The organism is Curtobacterium sp. AG1037 (genome assembly GCF_003349855.1).
Classification (GTDB): Bacteria; Actinomycetota; Actinomycetes; order Actinomycetales; family Microbacteriaceae; genus Curtobacterium; species Curtobacterium citreum.
Genome location: NZ_QQAO01000001.1, coordinates 153,082 through 172,670, shown reverse-complemented (window position 1 = coordinate 172,670; position 19,589 = coordinate 153,082). Strand labels below are relative to the sequence as shown.

Genomic DNA, 19,589 nt, shown 5'->3' with positions numbered 1-19,589 from the left:
ATCGGGCATGAGTCTGGCGAGTGATCCTCGGAGAATCGTAGGGCGTGCCGACGACACCGAGATTCCCCGCCTTCGGGGCTGACGCGCCTCACGGACACGCTCGCCGTCCCGCCCGTAGGTTCGGGGCATGAGCACGAGCACCGCCGACAAGGCGACCACCCTCAAGCAGCTGCACGAAGCCCCCGAGATCCTCCGCGTCGTGAACGTGTGGGACGCGATCAGCGCCAAGGTCGTCAGCGACCTGCCGGAGACGAAGGCGATCGCGACCGCCGGGCACTCGATCGCCGCGAGCCACGGCTACGACGACGGCGGGATGCCCCTCGACGTCGCCCTCGCCGGCGCCGCGACGATCGCGAGCGCGACCGACCTGCCGGTGACCGCAGACCTCGACGACGGCTACGAGGACCCGGCCGAGACGATCCGGCGGGCGATCGGCGCGGGCATCGTCGGCGCGAACGTCGAGGACCGGCTCCGCCCCTTCGACGAGGCCGTGGCCCGCGTCGCCGCGATCACCGCCGCCGCCCAGGCCGAGGGCATCGACTTCCAGCTCAACGCCCGCACGGACGCGATCGCCCGCGGTGGAGACCGCCCGATCGACGAGAGCATCGAGGACGCGATCGCCCGCGGCAAGGCCTTCCTGGACAACGGCGCGGCGCTCGTGTTCGTCCCCGGCGCGATCCAGCGCGACGTGGTCGAGCGACTCGTCGCGGGCCTCGGACGCGGCAAGCTCTCGGTCATCGGCCTGCCGGGCGCCCTGCCCGCCGCCGAGTACCAGGAACTCGGCGTCGCACGCATCTCCTACGGCCCGCTCACGCAGCGCGTCGCGCTGCGCGCGCTCCGCGACCTGGCGACCGACCTCTACGGCGGCGGCGTGGTCCCCGAGGACACCCCCGTCCTCAACTGACGGTCACCACCCGGCCACGTGACGGACGGGAGGCGCGACACCAGCTGGTGCCGCGCCTCCCGTCCGGTGTGGGGTCGCGTCGCGACCGACCGACGGCCGCTCCCGGTCAGCCGACCGGCCCGTAGAGGGCCGGTGTGGTGCGCGCGTGCGTCGCCTGCTCGAAGGCGTAGCCGAGTCCGATGACCGTGGCCTCGTCGAACGAACGGCCGAGGAACTCGAGGTTCACGCCGCCGCCGGTGACGGTGCCGTCCGCTGCCGTGGCCTGGCCCATCGGAACGGTGATCGCCGGCATGCCGGTGTTCGGGCTGAGCCGCATGTTCGTCGACTGGGTGCCGTACGGCGTCCCGGACGGGTACACGAGGGCGTCGAGGTCCTGGTCCTGCAGCATCTGCGTGACGAGCTGCTTGCCGGTCGCGAGCTGCGTCGTGTGCGAACCGCTCGGACCCGCCCACGCCTGGTACTGCGCGTCGGTGACCGCGTTCCGCGACTCGTAGGTCGCCTTCCGGCTCGGGACGTACCTGCCGGAGTCGAGGATGCCCTGCAGCGACCGCGCACTCACGTCGGGGTCGAGGTGCTTCGCCACGTACTCGTCCAGGTCGTGCTTGAACTCGTTCGTGCTGCCGCTCCCCTCGGAGAGTACGCGGTTGAAGCCCGTCGTCGCGGTGATCGGGACGACGGTCGCGCCGGCGGCCTGCAGCTCGGCGACCGACTGGTCGAAGAGTCGCTTCGTCGTCGCGTTCGTGCCGACCATGCTCGTGACGTAGCCGATCCGGGCGCCCTGCAGCGCGGTCGGGTCGAGCGACGCGGTGTACGACGTGGGCACCTTGCCGACTTGCGCGCTCGTCGCCGGGTCGGCGGCGTCCACGCCCGTGACGGCGTCGAGGGCCACCGCGGCGTCGGTCACGGAGCGGGCGATCGGCCCGCCGGTGTCCTGCGACAGCGCGAGCGGGATGATCCCGTCGCGGCTGGTCAGGCCGACGGTCGGGCGGATGCCGACCAGCTGGTTGTAGGTCGACGGGATGCGGATCGATCCGCCGGTGTCGGTGCCGAACCCGATGCCGGCGAGGTTCGCCGCGATCGCCGCGCCGGTGCCGCCGCTCGAGCCACCGGCGCTCTGCGCGGTGACGTACGGGCTCGCGACGAGGAGCGAGGAGCCAGCCGGCTGGCCGGCCGAGAACTCCGACACGAAGCCGTAGGCGAACTCGTCCAGGCTGGCCTTCGCGAGGATCACCGCGCCGGCGTCCCGGAGCCCGGCGACCATGGTCGCGTCGGTGGTGGTCTGGTTGCCGTCCCAGCAGCCGCAGCCACCGGTGGTCGGCATGTCCTTGGTGTCGTAGTTGTCCTTCACGGCGATCGGGACCCCGAGGAGCATGCTCGTCATGCCGTGCGCGGCACGCTCGGCGTCGGCGGCCTTCGCGACGGTCAGCGCGGCGGCGTTCGTCGTGATGATCGAGTTGAGCGGGCGGCCGGTCGACGCCGGGTCGACCTTGGTGCGGTCGTAGGCGGCGATCCGGTCGAGGTACTCCTGCGTGATGGCGGCCGAGGTGGTGACCCCGGCGTTCATCGCGGCCTGCATGTCGATCGTCGACGCCTCGACGAGCTGGAACGGGCCGTCGTCGTAGATCATCCGCTGCGAGAGCGCGGCGACGTCGGCGACGGTGATCGTGCCGTCCTGGTCGGTGTCCGCCGCCGCGACCGTCGACCAGTCGGGGTCGGTGCTGCTCGTCGCACCGAGGTGGGCGGTGAGGAGTGCCACGTCGTCACGGGTGACCTGGTCGTCGCCGGTCAGGTCGAGCTGCGTGTAGTACGGCGCGAGCATCGCGGCGGGGCTCGCATCGACCGTCGGCGCGGCGGTGGCGGTGAGGGCGGGCGCGGCGGCGAGCGCCGTGCCGACGAGGGCGATCAGGGCGACGCCGGACGCGGCGGTGCGCGTCCGGGAGGTCCGTGCTGCCTGCTTGCTGCCGACGGTGGCTGCCCGCTTGCTGTCGGTGGTGGCTGCCTGCTTGCTGTCGGTGGTGGTCATGCGGCGGCTCCCTCGCGCTCGCGGCGTGCACGACGGGCGCGCACGGTGAACAGGGCGGCACCGAGGCCGAGGAGTGCCAGCGACGCGGCCGCCCACGGCAGGACGTCGGCGCCGGTCCAGGCCAGCGCGCCGCCGGTCGGTCGGCCGCCGTCGGTACCGACGGGCGTGACCCCGGCAGGCGTCGTGGCGCTGCCGGACGGCTCGCTGGTCGGGGTGCCGGTGGGGTCGGCACCGGCGGTCGGGCCGCTCGTCGGGGGCGTGCTGGGCGAGGGCCCGGCGACGGCGACCGAGGCGGAGGCCGGGTCGGCGAGGGTCGTGGTCGACCCGTCCGATCCGACGAGCACGAGGCGCGTGACCGTGAGGGTCGTCTCGCCGGCGGCCTCGGGCGTGAGGGACACCCCGGCGTCGAGGTCACCGCTCAGCGCCGGCGAGGTGCCGAGCCGGGTGTGGACGATCGTGATCGCGTCAGCGTCCTGGTCGGCGCGGTCGAAGCCGCCGTCCGGGCCGGTGACGCTGTCGTCGACGAGCGACACCGCGTCGGGGTCGGCGTCGAGGGTGATCTCGTACGCGTAGACGTCCGTGGTGGCCGGGATCGTGACGTCGAGGTCGAACGGCTGACCGACGGTCGCGGCCGTCGGAGCCGCGACGCGGACGGTGGACGCGGTCGGAGCCGCCGACGCCGGTGCGGCGACGAGGAGGCTGAGGCCGATGGCCCCGGCAGCGGCGATCGTCGCGGAGACGACCGTGGCGCGGGGACACCGGAGGGTTCGGTGCTGCATGCAGGCAGGCCCTTCGGGTGCGGGACGACTGAGCGGGTACTCAGTGAGCTGCACGCTAACGACGTGCTGTTTCGCGGACGGGCGCGGGGCGTTTCGTCGGCGTTACGTCGTGCCCACCGAGCGCGGTCGTGGGATCTTGCTGGACGTTCCGCACCACCTGACGTATAGTTTCTTGTTGGTGCACTGCAGCGAACCCATCTGACTCGCGCACACCGAACCGTCTCGACACCGATCCGCCGGATCGCATTCCACCGAGACCACCGCTCGATCCGAACGGACGAGCTGCACGTCGAGACACGACGTGCGCGCCACGCCCCGATGCGTCGGGCCGGACTGGGATGTCCGCGCCGACACCGGGAGCCCCTGGCGCCGAACGACCAGGAAGTACCGCACCACCATGACCAGCACCATCGACCGCATCACCATCTCCGGGACCGCACTCGCGGCGCCCGTGATCACCCCCGACCGCATCGCCGAGTTCCCGGTGCGCGAGGACCGCTCGCAGCGCGAGTACCTCGTCCGCATCCCGGCCGACGACCTCCGGACCTTCGTCACCCGTGACGCCCGCGTGGCCGTCGACGGCGAGGCCGCCTGGACCGTCCCCGGACGCTCCTGGCGGGGCGAGGCGAGCCGGACCATCCTGCTCGCCGGGTCCGTCCACCAGGGCGAACTGGCCCTCGCGGCCTGACCGCACCCGCTCGACACCGAACGCCGCCGGCTCCGTGCCGGCGGCGTTCGTCGTGTCGGGGCTCGGTGCCCTTCTCCGTCAGACTGCCTGCCCGCCTGCCCGCCTGCCCGTCGATGGAGCAGCAACCGTCGAGTCCTGGCGGGACGCCCGACGTCTTCTGCTCCATCGAGTGGGCTGCGCGTGTCTGGCTCCCGGTCAGCGGTCGTCAGCGCCGCGGAAGTGCGCACGGTCGTCGGCGTTCACCGGGACCGCGGGGCCAGCGCGCCGAGCGGCGTCGCGGAGCCGGCGGATGAACGCCGGGTCCTCGGGCTCGAGTTCGTCGTCCGGCGCCACGGTGACCGTGAGCTCACTCGCCGGCCCGATGAGCACGAGCGCGGTGGAGACCGAACCGTCGTCGCCGACGATCGGCACCGTGATCGCGTCCGTCCGGGCGTTCGCGCCGAGCACTGCTGCGTAGTCGACGACCGCGTCGGCGATCAGGTCCCCCGTCAGGATCAGGTTGGCGTCGTAGTGGATGTACTTCACGTGCCCTCCCGCTCTGTCCCTGTCGACGGTAGGTGAACGGTGTGCGAGGCCGTTCGGACTCTGCGTTCCCCGGCCAGCGGGGACCGGTACAGTCCGGGGCTATGGGGACGGCCTGATGCGCACCGACCGCGCCGCTGACCTCCTTCGTGCCGCGCGCGAGGACGTCGGCATGTCGCAGAGCGCGCTCGCCTCGGCTGCCGGGATGCAGCAGCCGACGATCTCCGCCTACGAGAGTGCTCGCCAGCATCCGCGCGACGAGACGCTGCAGCGTCTACTGCGCGCAGCCCGCGTCCGTCCGAGCATCCCGCTCGCGGTGTACGCGGACGACATCCTGCGCGCCGCCGAGCGGCATCACCTGACGAACGTCCGTGTGTTCGGTTCCGCTGTGCGCGGTCAGGACCACGAGGACAGCGACATCGACCTGTTGGTGTCCCTGACTCCTGCAGCCTCGTTGTTCGATCTCGGTGGGTTCGCCCACGAGGTCGAGACCATCACCGGGTTCACGACCGACCTGCTCACCGACGACCTCGACGGTGACGACGCGTTCCGGCACGTGCTCGACGAGGCGGTGCCGTTGTGAGCGACGAACGGTTCCGTCCGCGTCCGAGAGATCCGCACGCGGCGGACCTGGATCGCTGGCCCGCCGTCCGCGACGGCCTGTTGGACCTGCTCGCGGAGTGTTCCATGATCGTCGACCGCGGCCGCTCGGAGTTCGACGAAGCACGCAGCCTGACCTACCGCGCCGCCGAAGCCGTCGTCATCTACTTCGATGATCTGCTGGGACGTCTTCCGGACGACCGGCTCGCGGTGCTCCCGGCGGATCTCTCGTTGGCAGCAGTGCGCCGGACTCGGAACATCTTGTCGCACGACGACCGGCGTGCGAGGAAAGAGATCGTCTGGGACGTCGTGGAGCACCGGATCCCGGCCGTCATCCTGGCAGTCGTCGGCTGACGTCGGGTCAGTACTCGTTCTTGATGACGAAGTACGAGCCGCGGATCGTCCCGGCGAGCTTCGACCGCTGCCGCGCGAACTTGAACGCGCTCAATTCCTCGGGCTCGTCCATGCCGTCGGAGAGCTTGAAGCCGACCGCCCGTTTCCCGCCGGGCTCGAGAGCGTAGAGGACGTTGATCGACAGCCCCGACTCGTGGAACACGTAGGTCCACCGGAGTCCCTCGACCTCGAACTGCGTCGCCTCGAGCACGGGCGACGCGATCTCGATGCCCCGCTCCTCGCGCAGGATCCGGGCGACGTACTCGACGAGCTCGGGCACCTCTGCCGCCGGCTGCGTCGTGAACACGTGGTCGTACTTGTTCCGGAAGTACCGCGCCTCGTTCGCCCGGAGCCCCGCGAGGGCCTCGGCGTGCGGTGAGGACTCCAGGCCCTCGGTGGAGACGGTGACGAAGTCGACGACGTACGACATGGCGACACCGTAGCGGAACGGCGCCCGCCGGGGCAGGTCAGGGGGTGGGCGGCTGCGTGCGGAGCTTCCGCGCCTCGGGCTCGTCGGAGTGCGACGAGGCGGCGTCGGCGAAGCGTCCCCCACCGACCGCGGCCGTGCGACGGACCAGCTCGTTGACCAGGTCCTCGTCCTCCGGCTCGAGCTCGTCGTCGGGTGCGTCCTCGACCATGATCTGCGACGCCGGGCCGAGCAGCACCTCGGCGGTCGTGCTGAACCCCTCGGCGTCGGCACTCGGGATCTCGACGATGTCCGTCGTCCCGTTCTCACCGAGCGCAGCGGCGTAGGCGAGCACCGCTTCGGCGATCGCAGTGCCGGTCATCACCCGGTTGTCTCCGTAGACCACGTACTTCATGCCACCATCCAACGCCTCCGCATCCGGGCTCCCCCAGGTTCGTCCCCCACTCGGGCCCGGCCTGTTCTGGGGGTGGCTCCACGGACGGGCACCGGGTGGACTGGTGACATGCTCTCCGTCGCCCCCGCCGATGCTGCCGCGCGCCTCCGAGTCGAGGTGGTCGGGGCGATGATCCGCGTGCTCCGCGTGCGCGCCCTGCACGAGGTCGCGTTCGAGCACGTCGCGACGGAGGCAGGCCACCCGATCGACGTCGTGACCGAGGTGTTCCCCACCTGGGACGGGCTCCTGCTCGCGACGATCGACCAGTGGAACGAGCAACGGACCCTGCCGCTCATGCCGATCGCGGAGCGCAGCGGCGCCGTCGTGTTCCTGCGCGCGATCGTCGGAGCGAACGTGGCCGATCCGTCGCTCATGCGCTTCCTGACGTCCACGCTCAACATCGCCGCGACGCCGCACCACCCGCTCGCACCGATGCTGTACGTGCGGTGGCGGCGCTTCCACGCGTTCGTGCAGCAGGCGCTGCAGCACGACGTCGAGGTCGGGCGCGAGCCGGACACCATGGAGCCCGCGCGGGGCGCCGAGCAGCTGCTCGCGACCTACGAGGGACTGCAGCTGCAGTCGATGGTCCGGCCGGAGATGGACCTGCTCGAGTCGTTCGACCGGGCGGTCACCCGGCTGCGCGAGGGGTGGTCACGCGCGTACGTGCCGCCGGTGTGGGACCTGGACGCGCTCGAGACGGTCTGACCCCGCGCAACCGCACCCAGGTCGCCCGCTCGATCAGTTGTTGAAGCGGAACTCCACCACGTCGCCGTCCTGCATGACGTAGTCCTTGCCCTCGATCCGGGCCTTGCCCGCAGCGCGCGCCTCGGCGATCGAGCCGGTCGCCATGAGGTCCTCGAACGAGATGACCTCGGCCTTGATGAAGCCCTTCTCGAAGTCGGTGTGGATCACGCCGGCAGCCTGGGGCGCCTTCCACCCCTTGCCGATCGTCCACGCCCGCGACTCCTTCGGCCCGGCCGTCAGGTAGGTCTGCAGCCCGAGGGTGTCGAAGCCGATGCGCGCGAGCTGGTCGAGCCCGGACTCGGTCTGCCCGGTGGACTCCAGCAGCTCGGCGGCGTCGGCGGGGTCGAGGTCGATCAGCTCCGACTCGACCTGGGCGTCGAGGAACACGGCCTGCGCGGGGGCGACGAGCGCGGCGAGCTCGGCCTTCCGGGACTCGTCGGTCAGGATCGCCTCGTCGACGTTGAAGACGAAGATGAACGGCTTGGCCGAGAGCAGCCCGAGTTCGGCGATCGGCGCGAGGTCGATCGTCGCGGCGGACAGCAGCGTGCCCTGCTCGAGGATCTCCTTCGCGGCGCGCGCGGTCTCGAGCACGATCGGCTCGGCCTGCTTGAGCTTGACGATCTTCTCGTACCGGGGCAGCGCCTTCTCGATGGTCTCGAGATCGGCGAGGATCAGCTCGGTGTTGATGACCTCGAGGTCGTCCTTCGGCGAGACCTTGTTCGCCACGTGCACGACGTCGTCGTCGGTGAAGCCGCGGACGACCTGCGCGATGGCGTCGGCCTCGCGGATGTTCGCGAGGAACTTGTTGCCGAGCCCCTCCCCCTCGCTGGCGCCCTTGACGATGCCGGCGATGTCGACGAACGACACCGGCGCGGGCACGGTCTTCTCGGACCCGAAGAGCGTCGCGAGCTGGTCGAGCCGCGGGTCGGGCAGGTTCACCACGCCGACGTTCGGTTCGATCGTCGCGAAGGGGTAGTTCGCGGCGAGGACCTGGTTCTTGGTCAGGGCGTTGAACAGGGTCGACTTGCCGACGTTCGGGAGACCGACGATTCCGATGGTGAGAGCCACGGGAGGACAGCCTACCGGCGGCCGCCCGCCGGAGCCGACCCCGATCCTCCAGGCCGGTCGGTCAGGACGGCCAAGCGGACATGAGGAGCCCCCAGAAGGTGATCCAGAGTCCGTACGCCGTCCCCGAGACGATCACCGCAATGGTGACCCCGCTCGCGACGAGCGCCGTCCCGAGACCCACCGCGCGTCGCGCGGTCCGCGGTTCCGCCTCGACGCGTCGGGCGCGCGCCAGCAGCTCGTCGATGCCGTCAGACTCCCCCATGCGCTGAATCTACGACGGGTCGCCTCCGGACGCCAGGGTGCGGATCCGGCGGTCCACGAGTTCCAGGACGTCGGACTGGAGGCGCTGCGAGCGTCGCCAGTCACCGGTCACCTCGAGCGCGTGGTCGGCCCCGTCGACGGTGTGCAGCCCGGCACGGGTCGTGCCGACCGCGGACGGCACCCAGAGCGGGTCGGCGGAGCCGCCGACCGCGAGGGATCCAGAGCCGCATCCAGCGAGGGCGGCGGCCACCGTGCCGTCGGTGAGGACAGGGGTCAGCCAGACGCCGTCGACGCCGTGGCGGACCACCCACGGGAGCGCGTACGAGCCGAAGGACTTCGCGACGACCAGGTCGGGCATGCGGCCGTCGAGCGCAGTCACGATGGCGCCCTCGACGAACGCGACCGGGTCGGCCTTCGCGGCGGCGTCGACCGCCCAGGTGGGCGCGACGACCTCGGCGCCGTACCCGGCGGCTATCGCGTGCGACCACCACAGCAGCGGCGCCTGACGGCCGTAGCCGGCGCCGGGCAGCAGCAGGACGAGCGGGGGCGTGGTGGTCGCGGTCACGCTCCGGACGCTACCGCCCGGTGGCCGCAACGCCGAGGGCACGACGGGGGGATGTCGGAACCCCGTGCGACGATCGGGCCCGTGCCGTTGAACTTCACCGCGATCGACTTCGAGACCGCGAACAGCTCGCCCGCCAGCGCCTGCTCCGTCGGACTCGTCAAGGTCCGCGGCGGCCGGGTCGTCGATCGGGCGTCGTGGTTCATCCAGCCGCCGGACGGGCACGACGCCTTCCTGGAGTGGAACACGCGCATCCACGGCATCGTCGCGTCGGACGTCGTCGGCGCGAAGGGCTGGGCCGAGCAGTACGCGGACATCGTGGCCTTCGCCGAGGGGGACGTCCTCGTCGCGCACAACGCTCGCTTCGACATGGGCGTGATCGCCGGCGGGTGCTCCGCCACGGGCACCGAACTGGCCGAGCACCACTCGCTGTGCTCCCTGCAGGTGGCCCGCAAGACCTACGCGCTCGAGTCCTACCGCCTGCCGATGGCCGCGCGTGCCGCGGGGTACGTCGGCTTCCAGCACCACGACGCGGCCGCGGACGCCGAGGCCTGCGCCGCCATCGTCGTGCACGCCGCCGGCCAGCACGGGTGCGACACGGTCGAGGCGCTCGGGGCGGCGACGCGCGTGCACATCGCGCCGGTCCGACCGCGTGCCGAGCAGCCCAGGGCGACGACGCAGCCGCGGCAGCCGCGCCTGTCGAACCGCCCGATGATCTTCGCCGACTGACGCCAGCGGGCCGCCGGGGAGCCGCACAGCGCGGTGGTATTGTCACGACAATCCGTCCGGCGCTGTCGCCGACCCCGTCTTCCCGAAGGACCGCGATGACCAACGAGGGCCAGCTGCCGTCCGACCTGTTCCTGGACCTGGACCGGTCGGGTCCGATGCCCCTGTACTTCCAGGTCGCCTCGCGCATCGAGGAGACGATCCGCTCGGGTGTCCTGCCCCCCGGTGCCCGGCTCGAGAACGAGATCGCCCTCGGGGAACGCCTGGGCCTGTCGCGGCCGACGATCCGCCGGGCGATCCAGGACCTCGTCGACAAGGGGCTGCTCGTTCGTCGGCGCGGAATCGGCACGCAGGTCGTGCACGGCCCGGTCACGCGGAAGGTCGAGCTGACCAGCCTGTACGACGACCTGGCGCAGGGGTCGCAGGCGCCGACGACGAAGCTGCTGGAACGGAACGACGTGCCGGCCTCGGACGTCGTGGCCGAGGCCCTCGGCGTCGCCCCCGGCACGGTCGTCGCCCACATCCGCCGGGTGCGGTTCGCCGAGGACGTGCCGATGGCGGTGCTCGAGAACTACCTGCCGCCGGAGTTCACCGACATCACCGACACCGACCTGCAGGCGCACGGCCTGTACCAGCTGCTGCGCGGCCGGGGCGTGACGATGCGGGTCGCGAAGCAGCGGATCGGTGCCCGTGCGGCGACCGGCGACGAGGCCGACCTGCTCGAGATCGAGGACGGCGACCCGGTGCTCACGATGAGCAGGACGGCGTACGACGCGTCGGGCCGGGCGGTGGAGTACGGCGTGCACTGCTACCGCCCGGACCGCTACTCGTTCGAGGTCACCCTCGTCGACAAGTAGGTCGTGCGACGGTCCCGACAGAGCCGGGACGGGTCAGCTCGCGGAGGGGACGTGGAGCTCGCCGGTGACGTACTGGGCGCGGCCGAACCCGAACGACCAGTCCTGCGGGCCGTTCTCGACGTAGCCGATGAAGACGTCCTCGCTCGCGACGCCGGCCTCGGTGAGCCGGTCGTGCACGGCACGGTAGAGGCCCTGCTTCGCCTCGTCGCTGCGGCCGCGCTGCGTGAAGACCTGGATGATGACGACGCCCTCGGTCCGCTCGAAGCCGAGGCCGGCGTCCTGCGCGATGATCTGCTGTGCGGGGTGCTCGGTGATCACCTGGAAGCGGTCGCGCTCCGGGATGCCGTACTCCGAGACGATGGCGGTGTGGATCGCGTCGGCGATCGCGCGGACCTGCTCGGGGGTGCGGCCGGTGGCGAGGTCGATACGGACGAGCGGCATGGTGCCTCCTGGTTCGGGACTTTGTCATTACATACTAACAAGCACCGGTCCAGAAGTCTCCCCGAGACGGACTGGAGGCGCGGTGCCAGCCTGCACCACGCCTTCAGTCCGCTTCTCGGTGCGTCTCCAGCACCGGTGTCGCCGCCCGGTAGGTGAGCGGCCCGTCGACGCGCGCCACGTCGTGCCACGCCCCGTCGGCGAGCGAGGCCTCCGCCGCCTCCACGATCGACGCGGCCGCCAGGCCGTCGGCCACAGACGGGGCGAGCTGCTCCCCGCGGCGGACGCTCGCGACGAACTGCGCGGCCTCGATCGTCTTGAGGTCGTCGTACCCCATCGCGGTCCCGGCGCCCGGCTGGAAGCGGGCGAACTCGCCGTCCCCCGGAGCGACGAGGTGCGTCGTGTAGCCCGCCACCTCTTGTCCGTCGAGGAAGACCTCGAGCTCGTTCAGGCGTTGGAAGTCCCAGCGGACGGACCCCTTCGTGCCGTACACCTCGAGCGCGTACTCGGCGTGCGGTCCGCGCATCACCCGGCTCGAGTCCATCGTGCCGACCGCGCCGTCCTCGAAGCGGAACAGCAGGGCGGCGTAGTCCTCGTTCTCGACCGGGCCGTGCTCACCCGTCGCCGCCGCCGTCCGGTCGACGATCCCCCGCCCGGGGCGCGGACGGGTCTCGATGAACGTCTCGGCGAGGGCGGTCACGCTCGCGATCCGGCCGACGACGTACTGCGCCAGGTCGAGGCCGTGCGACAGCAGGTCGCCGAGGACCCCGGAGCCGGCCCGTTCACGCTCGAAGCGCCAGGTGAGCGGCGCTGCGGGGTCGGACGAGTAGTCGGCCAGGAACGCCCCGCGGACGTTCGTGATCCGTCCGAGCCGACCGCTCCGGACGAGCTCGCGGGCCCGTTGGATCGCGGGGGCGTGCCGGTAGTTGAAGCCGACGCTCGTGATCACGCCCGCGCGCTGGACGGCCTCGTGGATCTGCCGCGAGTCGCTCGCGTACCGGCCCATCGGCTTCTCGATCCAGAACGGCTTGTCCGCCTCCGCCGCGGCGACGGCCACCTCGCGGTGCAGGAAGTTCGGCGAGCAGATCGACACCACGTCGACCTCGGGGTCGGCGAGGACCTCGCGCCAGTCGGCGACCGCGCGCTCGTACCCCAGCCGCTCGAGCGCCTGGTCGCGGGCGGCCTCGACGGGATCCGCCGCGACGACGAGCCGCGGCTGCACACCGAGCTCTGGGAAGTGGTCGGGCAGGGCGCGGTAGGCGCGGGAGTGCAACCGCCCCATCCACCCGACCGAGACCAGGCCGACGCCGATCGTGTCCGCGGTCATGCCGCCGGGACCACGATGTCGCGCACCAGGGCGTCGAGCTTCGCGTCGGCGTCCAGGAACTGCCGCAGCGTCGTGACGGTCGCGCCGAAGCGGTCGAACTCGTCGATCGTCATGCCGTCGACGTCGTACCCGCGGGCGAACTCCGGCGTGGCCGCACGGAGGGCCGCGACGACGTCCGCGGGGACCTCGTCGTCGATCGCGTCCGGACGCCAGGGGAACGCCTTGTCGTTGATGTCCTTCGTCCACTGGAACGGCGGCGAGACGACGAGGTCCCCGCCCTGGAACTCCGACCACTGCAGGGCGTTCCGGAAGGCCGCGACGAGCACCCGCGACCGGAACCCGCGCTCGCGGAACACCCGGTACGCCTGCTTGACGGCGGCGACCCCGGCCCACTCGAGGATCCCCGGGTCGACGAGCACGTGGTCGCGCCCCACGACGGTCTTCAGCCAGTCGTCGAAGCGGCCGGCCATGAGCGTCACGACGTGCCCGAACTCCTGCTCCGGCAGTCCGTCGGCGGCCCGGCGGTCCAGGGCGCGCTCGATCGCCTCGCCGACGGCGACCACCTGCGGCACCGTGAACGACACGGTCGCGTTGATCGAGACCCCGCGGTACGCGGCCTCCTCGATCGCGGCGATCCCGACCTTCGTGGCGGGGATCTTCACGATGATGTTCGGCGCGAGCCCGGAGAACCGGACGGCCTGCTCCACCAGCGCGTCACGGTCACGGTGCAGTCGCGGGTCGGTCTGCATGCTGAGGCGACCGTTGCGGCCGCCGGAGGCCTCGAACGCCGGGAGCAGCTGCTCGGCGGCCGCGATCGAGAGCTCCTCGACCGCCTTCCAGCCGATCCAGGACTCCCCCGCGGTCGGGTGCTCCGCGGCGATCTCGCGGATGCGGGGCACCCACCGCTCGGGGTCCTGCTGGATGCAGGTGAACGCGATGACCGGGTTGCAGGTGGCCCCCACCGCGCCGTACTCGTGGATCGCGGTGGACAGCTCGCGCGGGTCGGCGGAGTCGTTCCAGAGCGCCGTCGGCGTGGCGGTCGCGGCCTGCAGGGTGACCGGGCGGGGGTCCGCGGCGGCCCGGTCGGCAGCCGTCTCGAGCGTGCTGGTCATCGGGTGAGTCCCTTCGTGATCGCGTCGAGCTGGGAGCGGGACACCGCGTCGGCGTTCTCGTCCTCGGCGAAGACGCTCGACACGGCGACGGTGTCGTCCCGGTCGGTGAAGCCGATGCGTGCCAGGCCCACCCAGAAGGCGTCGAAGTCGACGTCGGCCTGTCCGACCGGCAGGTGTTGGTGCACGCGCGCGGTGTTCCCCGGCGGGTTCGAGATGTACCGGAGGCCGTGCGAGCGACGGTGGTCGTACGCGTCCGCGACGTGCACGAGCTGGAGCGAGTCCCCCGCGGCGTCCATGATCGCGTCCATGTCGCCGCCGTAGTGGAAGGTGTGGCAGGCGACGTAGACGAAGCCGACGTGCTTCGAGTTGAGCCCGCGGATCACCCGCAGGGCCTCGAGGCCGTCCTCGACGAAGTCGTCGGGGTGCGGGTCGATGAGGACGCGCAGGTCGGACGACTCGATGATCGGCAGGAGCTCCTCCATCGAGCGGTAGAAGGCGTCCTCGGACTCCTCCGCACGCTCCGGTCGCCCGGAGAACTCGGTGTTGATCGTGTCGACGCCGAGCCGCTTCGTGATCTCGATGATCCGCTTCCACTTGGTCACCGCGGCCTCTCGGGCGTCGCGGTCCGGGCCGGACCAGCGGAGCACGGGCAGGACGCTCGCCACCTGCACCCCGGCGTCGCGGCACGCTGCGGCGAACGCGTCGACGAGGTCGTCGTCCGCCTTCGGGTGCCGGTAGAACGGGATGAAGTCCTTGTGCGGTGTCAGCTGGAGGTACTCGTACCCGAGGTCCGCGACCTTCTGCGGGAACTCCAGCAGCGACAGGTCGTGGTGGAACGGAGTGGGGTCGAGAGCGATCTTCGGCATCAGGCCTCCGCGGTCGCCGGCTCGCGCTGGGCCGCGGTGTCGTAGAACGCGGGCTTCGTCAGCGCGTACTCGACCGTCTCGTGCGCGCCGGACTGCTGGGCGCGCACGGCGACCTCGGCCACGACGGACGCCGTGTACCCGTCCCAGGCGCTCGGCCCGTCGATGCCGCCGTTCCGCGCGGCGTCCACCCAGCGCTGCACCTCTTCGTCGTAGGCGGCACCGAAGCGCTCCTTGTACGACGGCGTGACGCCCTGCGACGACTGGCCGGCGGACACGATGGTCGGCGAGTTGTCCCGGCCGATGTACGCGACCCCGGACTCGAAGACCGCGTCGGTCGTGACCTGGTAGCCGAACTGAGCGTTCACGTTGATCTCGACGATCGCCATCGTCCCCGACTCGGTGGTGAACAGCACGAACTGCGGCTCGGGAAGGTCCGCCGGCGCGAGCGAGTTCTTCCGCGGCTTCTTGACCTCGACGCTCGTGATCGCCTCGCCGGTCAGGAAGGGGATGATGTCGATCTCGTGGATCACCGAGTCGTGGATGAGCATCGACTCGCTGAAGTTCGGCGGGGTCGTCGGGTTGCGGTGGGCGTGGTGCAGGGCCAGCAGGGCGCCGTTCGCCCCGGACTCCCGGAGCGCCCGGAGCTCCTGGTAGCCGGCGTCGAACCGGCGCATGAAGCCGACCTGGATGACCGGGTGGTCGGCGTGCTGCTGCTCGAGCTCGACGATGCGCAGCGAGTCCTCGGCGCTCGTCGTCAGGGGCTTCTCGCACAGCACGGTGAGCCCGCGCTCGAGCGCGGTCACCAGGATCGGCTCGTGCAGGAAGCCCGGCGTCGCGATCACGACGGCGTCGATCTCGGTCGCGGCGAGCGCCTCGTCGAAGGACGCGGCCGTGACCGCGCCGGGGGCGAGGGCGGCGGCGGCCTGCGCGCGCACCTGGTCGGGCTCGACGACGGCGACGACGTCGGCGTTCGAGATCTTCGCGGTGATCCGACGGACGTGGTCGGCGCCCATCATGCCGGCGCCGACGACGGCGACGCGGAGGTTCTGGTTGCTGCTCATGGGGTGCTCCTGGAGGGGTTGGACGCGGTGCTGGCGGTGCGTCAGGAGACGCGGGCGGCGGCGGTCGAGCCGAAGATGTGCTGGAACGTGCGCTCGGCGATCGGGCCGGGGGCGTCGACCGAGCAGCCGTACATGTCCTGCTCGACGATCCCGAAGATCTGCGGGTTGATCGCGGCGACGGCCTCGATGATCGGTGCCAGCTCGGGGGTGCCGTGCGGGGGCTCGGTCATGATCCCCTGCGCGACGGCGTCGCCGAACGGGACGTCGTTCTTCAGGACGTCGAACAGCAGGTCGGTGTCGACCTGCTTGAGGTGCAGGTAGCCGATGCGCTCGGGGTGTTCGGCGATGAGCTTGAGGTTGTCGCCGCCGTAGTAGGCGAAGTGACCCGTGTCCAGGCAGAGGTTCGTGTACGCGGGGTCCGTCTCCGACAGGAACCGCACGGTCTCGCGGTAGGTCCCGACGTGGCTGTCGGCGTGGGTGTGGAACTGCTGGTGGACGCCGTACTCCTCGAGGAGCGCCTTGCCGAGCTGGTCGTGCCCCTTCCCGAGCCGCTCCCACTGCTCGTCGGTCAGCGTCCGGGACTCGAGCACCTCGGCGGTGGCGTCCGAGCGCCACAGGTCGGGGATCGTGACCAGGTGCTCGGCACCGAGCGCGGCGGCGAGCCCGGCGACCTTGACCGCCTGGTCCCATGCGCGCTGGAACTGGTCCTCGCCCTTGTGGAAGCCCGTGAACACGGTGCCGGCGGACAGCCGGAGTCCGCGGGACTCGAGCTCGTCGGACAGCTGCGCGGGGTCGGTCGGCAGGTAGCCGTAGGGGCCGAGCTCGATCCACCGGTACCCGGCGGCGGCGGCTTCGTCCAGGAAGCGCTGCCACGGCACCTGGTTCGGGTCGTCCGCGAACCACACGCCCCACGAGTCGGGAGCGGTGCCGATGCGGATCGAGGCGGCAGGGGTTTCGGTCATGGCGGGTGGTGTCTCTCTGCAGTGGTGGGCGGGTGTCTCAGCCGAGCAGCGGGCGCTGGGCGGCGACCTGCTGCTCGTACTCGGCGCGGGCCTGCTGGGTGCTCGGCAGGGTCGAGGTCTGGGCGACCGGGACGTCCCACCAGCCGTGGCCGTCCGGGGCGTAGACGAGCGGGTCGGAGTCGACGTGCACGAGCGTGGTGTGGTCGTTCGCCTTGGCCTGGCGGACGGCGGCCTCGAGGTCGGCGATCACGTCCGGCCCCGGCTGCACTTCGATCACGTCGACGCCGTACGAGCGGGCGTTCGCGGCGAGGTCGACGGGCAGCGGGTCGCCGTTCTCGAACGACTGCGTCTCGTCCAGGTAGCGGTACTTCGTGCCGTACCGCTCGGACCCGACGGTCTCGGACAGGTGCCCGATCGACGCGTACCCGTGGTTCTGGATGAGGACGACGACGATCTTGATGCCCTCGGCCACGGCGGTGACGAGCTCGGTGTGCAGCATCAGGTACGAGCCGTCGCCGACCATCACGATCGCGTCGCGGTCGGGGGCGGCACGTCGGACACCGATCCCGCCGGCGATCTCGTAGCCCATGCACGAGAACGCGTACTCGACGTGGTAGCCGAGCTCGTCGCGCACCCGCCACAGCTTGTGCAGGTCGCCCGGGAGCGACCCGGCCGCCTGGATGACGACGTCCCGCGGGTCGGACGCGCGCTGGACGGCGCCGATGATCTCGGCCTGCCCGGGCAGCGCGTTGCCGGACGGTGCGAGTGCGGCGTCGACGACCGCGTCCCACTCGGCCTTGCGCGTCGCGATCTCGTCGGCGTACCCGGCGTCCACCGAGTACGACGCGAGCTCGGCCGTCAGGGCGGTCAGGGTCTCGCGGGCGTCGGCGATCACCGGCAGCTGCGACCCGTGCTTGTAGGCGTCGAAGGACGCCACGTTCACGTTGACGAAGGTGACGTCGGGGTCCTGGAACGCGGTCCGGGACGCGGTCGTGAAGTCGCTGTACCGCGTGCCGATCCCGATCACGACGTCGGCCTGCGCCGCGACGGCGTTGGCCGCGGCCGTGCCCGTCGCGCCGATGCCGCCGAGGTACTGCGGGTGGTCCCACGCGAGGGCACCACCGCCGGCCTGGGACGTGCCGACCGGAATGCCCGTCGCCTCGACGAACTCCCGCAGCGCGTCGGCCGCGTCGGCGTAGAGCACGCCGCCGCCGGCGACGACCACGGGGCGCTCCGCCGCCCGGATGGCCGCGACCGCGCGGGCGAGCGGCCCGCGCTCGGGCAGCGGCCGTCGGATGTGCCACTCGCGGGGCTGCAGGAACGCGACCGGGACGTCGAGCGCCTCGGCCTGGACGTCCTCGGGCAGCGCGATGGTCACGGCGCCGGTCTCGGCCGGGTCGGTCAGCACGCGCATCGCCGCGAGGGCGATCGAGAACAGCTGCTCAGGTCGCTCCACCCGGTCGAAGTAGCGCGACAGCGGGCGGAACGCGTCCGTCACCTGGAGCGAGGTGTCGTGCGGCAGCTCGATCTGCTGCAGCACGGGGTCGGTGGTCCGCGTCGCGAAGGTGTCCGACGGCAGCAGCAGTGCCGGGAGCCGGTTCGTCGTGGCGAGCGCCGCGGCGGTCAGCATGTTCGCCGCACCGGGGCCGACCGAGGCCGTCGCGGCGAAGGTCGCGCGGCGGCGGTGCATGCGGGCGAAGCCGACGGACTGGTGCACCATCGCCTGCTCGTTGCGCGCCTGGTGGTACGGCAGCAGACCGGGTTGCTCGACGTGCAGCTGCTTGATCGCCTGCCCGAGCCCGGCGACGTTGCCGTGCCCGAAGATCCCGAAGATCCCGGGGACGGTCCGCTCGCGGTGGTCGCCGTCGACGGTCCACTGGTTCGCCAGGAACTCGACCAGGGCCTGGCCGACGGTCATCCGACGGGTGTTCATCGGGCGGTGTCCTCTCCGTAGGGCAGGCGCGGGTCGATCGTCTCGGTGTCCCACACCTGGCGGACCCAGCCGTGCGCGGGGTCGTCGGTGATGTTCCAGACGCGCTCCGGGTCGGGCCCGGCCATCACGTTCAGGTAGTACATGTCGTAGCCCGGTGCGGCGACCGCGGGACCGTGCCAGCCGTACGGCACCAGGGCGACGTCGCCGGTGCGGACCTGACGGAACTCGTCGATCGGACGGTCGTCGGAGGCGTACGTGCGGTGCAGGGCGAAGGGCTCGGCGCCGGCGGGGGCGTCCACGCCGCGGGCCACGTCGACCTCGTAGTAGTAGATCTCCTCGAGGTTCGACTCCTCGCCGTCACGGTGCGTGTCGTGCTTGTGCGGCGGGTACGACGACCAGTTGCCGGCCGGCGTGATCACCTCGCACGCCAGGAGCTTCACCGCGTCGAGCCCGGCCGGGGTGCCGAAGTTGTGCACCTGCCGCGACGATTGTCCGGCCCCGCGGAGCTCGACGGGGACATCGGCCTTCGCGATGTACGCGACCGGCTTGACGACGTCGGTGGGCGCCTCGGCCACCGCGACCCGTCCGGATCCGGTGATCTGCGCCTGCAGTCCGGACCCCAGGTACAGGACGTCGGTCGGTCCCTCGAAGACCCCGCCACGTCCCTCCAGGCCCTGCTCGCCGTTCTCGGCACCGGACCAGGTGACGTGGAAGCTCCCCGAGAGCGGCACGACCATGCGCTCCACGGCAGCGGCCGGGAGGCGCAGCTCGGCCCCGTCGGACACCGTGCCGGTCCGCAGACCCGTGTGCTCCCACCCCGCGATGCGTCCGTCCACGACGTCGGTCCAGCCGGCCTCCGGCCGGCTGCCGCGCGGGTTGAACCAGTGCTGTCCAGCCATCGGT

At 71.6% G+C, this 19,589-nt stretch carries 23 protein-coding genes; 7 read left to right on the top strand and 16 right to left on the bottom strand.

All coding sequences use genetic code 11. The features are described from left to right. Positions 1 to 127: 127 nt before the first annotated feature. Positions 128 to 904 (top strand): isocitrate lyase/phosphoenolpyruvate mutase family protein, encoded by a 777-nt coding sequence (locus DEU32_RS00820; protein ID WP_058741962.1) that lies wholly within the window; start codon positions 128 to 130, stop codon positions 902 to 904. Positions 905 to 1,010: 106 nt separating this feature from the next. Here DEU32_RS00820 and DEU32_RS00815 read toward each other — a convergent pair whose 3' ends face one another. Both DEU32_RS00815 and DEU32_RS00810 read right to left on the bottom strand, forming a co-directional pair. Further along, positions 1,011 to 2,927, bottom strand: coding sequence for an amidase family protein (locus DEU32_RS00815; protein ID WP_258554737.1), 1,917 nt, complete (start codon positions 2,925 to 2,927; stop codon positions 1,011 to 1,013). After that, positions 2,924 to 3,706, bottom strand: a complete 783-nt coding sequence (locus DEU32_RS00810; RefSeq protein WP_114848941.1) for a cohesin domain-containing protein — start codon at positions 3,704 to 3,706, stop codon at positions 2,924 to 2,926. The genes DEU32_RS00815 and DEU32_RS00810 overlap by 4 nt, the downstream gene beginning before the upstream one ends. A gap of 397 nt (positions 3,707 to 4,103) precedes the next feature. Between DEU32_RS00810 and DEU32_RS00805 the strand changes: the two genes are divergently transcribed. Beyond that, a complete protein-coding gene (locus tag DEU32_RS00805) occupies positions 4,104 to 4,394 on the top strand; it encodes a hypothetical protein (RefSeq protein WP_114848940.1) in 291 nt (96 codons plus the stop codon). A 195-nt stretch (positions 4,395 to 4,589) separates the two neighbouring features. On the opposite strand, the gene DEU32_RS00800 is transcribed toward DEU32_RS00805, so the two are convergent. Continuing rightward, positions 4,590 to 4,919, bottom strand: a complete 330-nt coding sequence (locus DEU32_RS00800; RefSeq protein ID WP_114848939.1) for a hypothetical protein — start codon at positions 4,917 to 4,919, stop codon at positions 4,590 to 4,592. Positions 4,920 to 5,034: 115 nt separating this feature from the next. Between DEU32_RS00800 and DEU32_RS00795 the strand changes: the two genes are divergently transcribed. Both DEU32_RS00795 and DEU32_RS00790 read left to right on the top strand, forming a co-directional pair. After that, positions 5,035 to 5,499: a helix-turn-helix domain-containing protein gene (locus DEU32_RS00795; RefSeq protein WP_114848938.1), complete on the top strand. Its 465-nt coding sequence runs from the start codon at positions 5,035 to 5,037 to the stop codon at positions 5,497 to 5,499. After that, a complete protein-coding gene (locus DEU32_RS00790; protein ID WP_114848937.1) occupies positions 5,496 to 5,870 on the top strand; it encodes a hypothetical protein in 375 nt (124 codons plus the stop codon). Before DEU32_RS00795 ends, DEU32_RS00790 begins: the two co-directional genes overlap by 4 nt. Positions 5,871 to 5,877: 7 nt before the next feature. Here the strand turns inward: DEU32_RS00790 and DEU32_RS00785 are convergent, their stop codons facing one another. Together DEU32_RS00785 and DEU32_RS00780 are read right to left on the bottom strand one after the other, a co-directional pair. Next, the gene (locus DEU32_RS00785) at positions 5,878 to 6,339 is read right to left on the bottom strand and encodes a phage tail protein (RefSeq protein WP_114848936.1); all 462 of its coding nucleotides are present in this window, start codon (positions 6,337 to 6,339) and stop codon (positions 5,878 to 5,880) included. 37 nt (positions 6,340 to 6,376) lie between these two features. Then, complete coding sequence (locus tag DEU32_RS00780; RefSeq protein WP_058742759.1) at positions 6,377 to 6,730, bottom strand: hypothetical protein; 354 nt, start codon at positions 6,728 to 6,730, stop codon at positions 6,377 to 6,379. A 108-nt stretch (positions 6,731 to 6,838) separates the two neighbouring features. Between DEU32_RS00780 and DEU32_RS00775 the strand changes: the two genes are divergently transcribed. Next, complete coding sequence (locus DEU32_RS00775; protein ID WP_114848935.1) at positions 6,839 to 7,474, top strand: TetR family transcriptional regulator C-terminal domain-containing protein; 636 nt, start codon at positions 6,839 to 6,841, stop codon at positions 7,472 to 7,474. 33 nt (positions 7,475 to 7,507) lie between these two features. On the opposite strand, the gene ychF is transcribed toward DEU32_RS00775, so the two are convergent. The 3 genes from ychF to DEU32_RS00760 form a co-directional block, all read right to left on the bottom strand. After that, on the bottom strand, positions 7,508 to 8,581 hold the full coding sequence (gene ychF, locus DEU32_RS00770) for a redox-regulated ATPase YchF (RefSeq protein WP_114848934.1): 1,074 nt from the start codon (positions 8,579 to 8,581) through the stop codon (positions 7,508 to 7,510). Positions 8,582 to 8,642: 61 nt separating this feature from the next. After that, complete coding sequence (locus tag DEU32_RS00765; protein WP_058741738.1) at positions 8,643 to 8,843, bottom strand: hypothetical protein; 201 nt, start codon at positions 8,841 to 8,843, stop codon at positions 8,643 to 8,645. Between the two features lie 9 nt (positions 8,844 to 8,852). Further along, positions 8,853 to 9,407, bottom strand: coding sequence for a hypothetical protein (locus DEU32_RS00760; RefSeq protein ID WP_114848933.1), 555 nt, complete (start codon positions 9,405 to 9,407; stop codon positions 8,853 to 8,855). A 51-nt stretch (positions 9,408 to 9,458) separates the two neighbouring features. Here DEU32_RS00760 and DEU32_RS00755 point away from each other — a divergent pair, with 51 nt between their 5' ends. Further along, the gene (locus DEU32_RS00755; protein ID WP_254631644.1) at positions 9,459 to 10,133 is read left to right on the top strand and encodes an exonuclease domain-containing protein; all 675 of its coding nucleotides are present in this window, start codon (positions 9,459 to 9,461) and stop codon (positions 10,131 to 10,133) included. A 95-nt stretch (positions 10,134 to 10,228) separates the two neighbouring features. Beyond that, positions 10,229 to 10,987 carry a GntR family transcriptional regulator gene (locus DEU32_RS00750; protein WP_114848932.1) on the top strand — a complete coding sequence of 253 codons (759 nt, stop codon included), beginning with the start codon at positions 10,229 to 10,231 and terminating at the stop codon, positions 10,985 to 10,987. A 33-nt stretch (positions 10,988 to 11,020) separates the two neighbouring features. Here DEU32_RS00750 and DEU32_RS00745 read toward each other — a convergent pair whose 3' ends face one another. The 8 genes from DEU32_RS00745 to iolB form a co-directional block, all read right to left on the bottom strand. Further along, on the bottom strand, positions 11,021 to 11,428 hold the full coding sequence (locus DEU32_RS00745) for a tautomerase family protein (RefSeq protein ID WP_114848931.1): 408 nt from the start codon (positions 11,426 to 11,428) through the stop codon (positions 11,021 to 11,023). Between the two features lie 103 nt (positions 11,429 to 11,531). Continuing rightward, complete coding sequence (locus tag DEU32_RS00740; protein ID WP_114848930.1) at positions 11,532 to 12,752, bottom strand: Gfo/Idh/MocA family protein; 1,221 nt, start codon at positions 12,750 to 12,752, stop codon at positions 11,532 to 11,534. Then, on the bottom strand, positions 12,749 to 13,864 hold the full coding sequence (locus tag DEU32_RS00735) for a transaldolase family protein (RefSeq protein WP_114848929.1): 1,116 nt from the start codon (positions 13,862 to 13,864) through the stop codon (positions 12,749 to 12,751). The genes DEU32_RS00740 and DEU32_RS00735 overlap by 4 nt, the downstream gene beginning before the upstream one ends. Next, the gene (locus DEU32_RS00730) at positions 13,861 to 14,730 is read right to left on the bottom strand and encodes a sugar phosphate isomerase/epimerase family protein (protein ID WP_114848928.1); all 870 of its coding nucleotides are present in this window, start codon (positions 14,728 to 14,730) and stop codon (positions 13,861 to 13,863) included. Before DEU32_RS00730 ends, DEU32_RS00735 begins: the two co-directional genes overlap by 4 nt. Next, a complete protein-coding gene (locus DEU32_RS00725; protein WP_114848927.1) occupies positions 14,730 to 15,791 on the bottom strand; it encodes a Gfo/Idh/MocA family protein in 1,062 nt (353 codons plus the stop codon). The genes DEU32_RS00730 and DEU32_RS00725 overlap by 1 nt, the downstream gene beginning before the upstream one ends. 41 nt (positions 15,792 to 15,832) lie before the next feature. Beyond that, on the bottom strand, positions 15,833 to 16,753 hold the full coding sequence (locus tag DEU32_RS00720) for a sugar phosphate isomerase/epimerase (protein ID WP_114848926.1): 921 nt from the start codon (positions 16,751 to 16,753) through the stop codon (positions 15,833 to 15,835). Positions 16,754 to 16,790: 37 nt separating this feature from the next. Then, positions 16,791 to 18,686 (bottom strand): 3D-(3,5/4)-trihydroxycyclohexane-1,2-dione acylhydrolase (decyclizing), encoded by a 1,896-nt coding sequence (gene iolD, locus DEU32_RS00715; RefSeq protein WP_114848925.1) that lies wholly within the window; start codon positions 18,684 to 18,686, stop codon positions 16,791 to 16,793. Then, positions 18,683 to 19,585, bottom strand: coding sequence for a 5-deoxy-glucuronate isomerase (gene iolB, locus DEU32_RS00710; protein WP_058741748.1), 903 nt, complete (start codon positions 19,583 to 19,585; stop codon positions 18,683 to 18,685). The genes iolD and iolB overlap by 4 nt, the downstream gene beginning before the upstream one ends. Positions 19,586 to 19,589 lie beyond the last annotated feature (4 nt).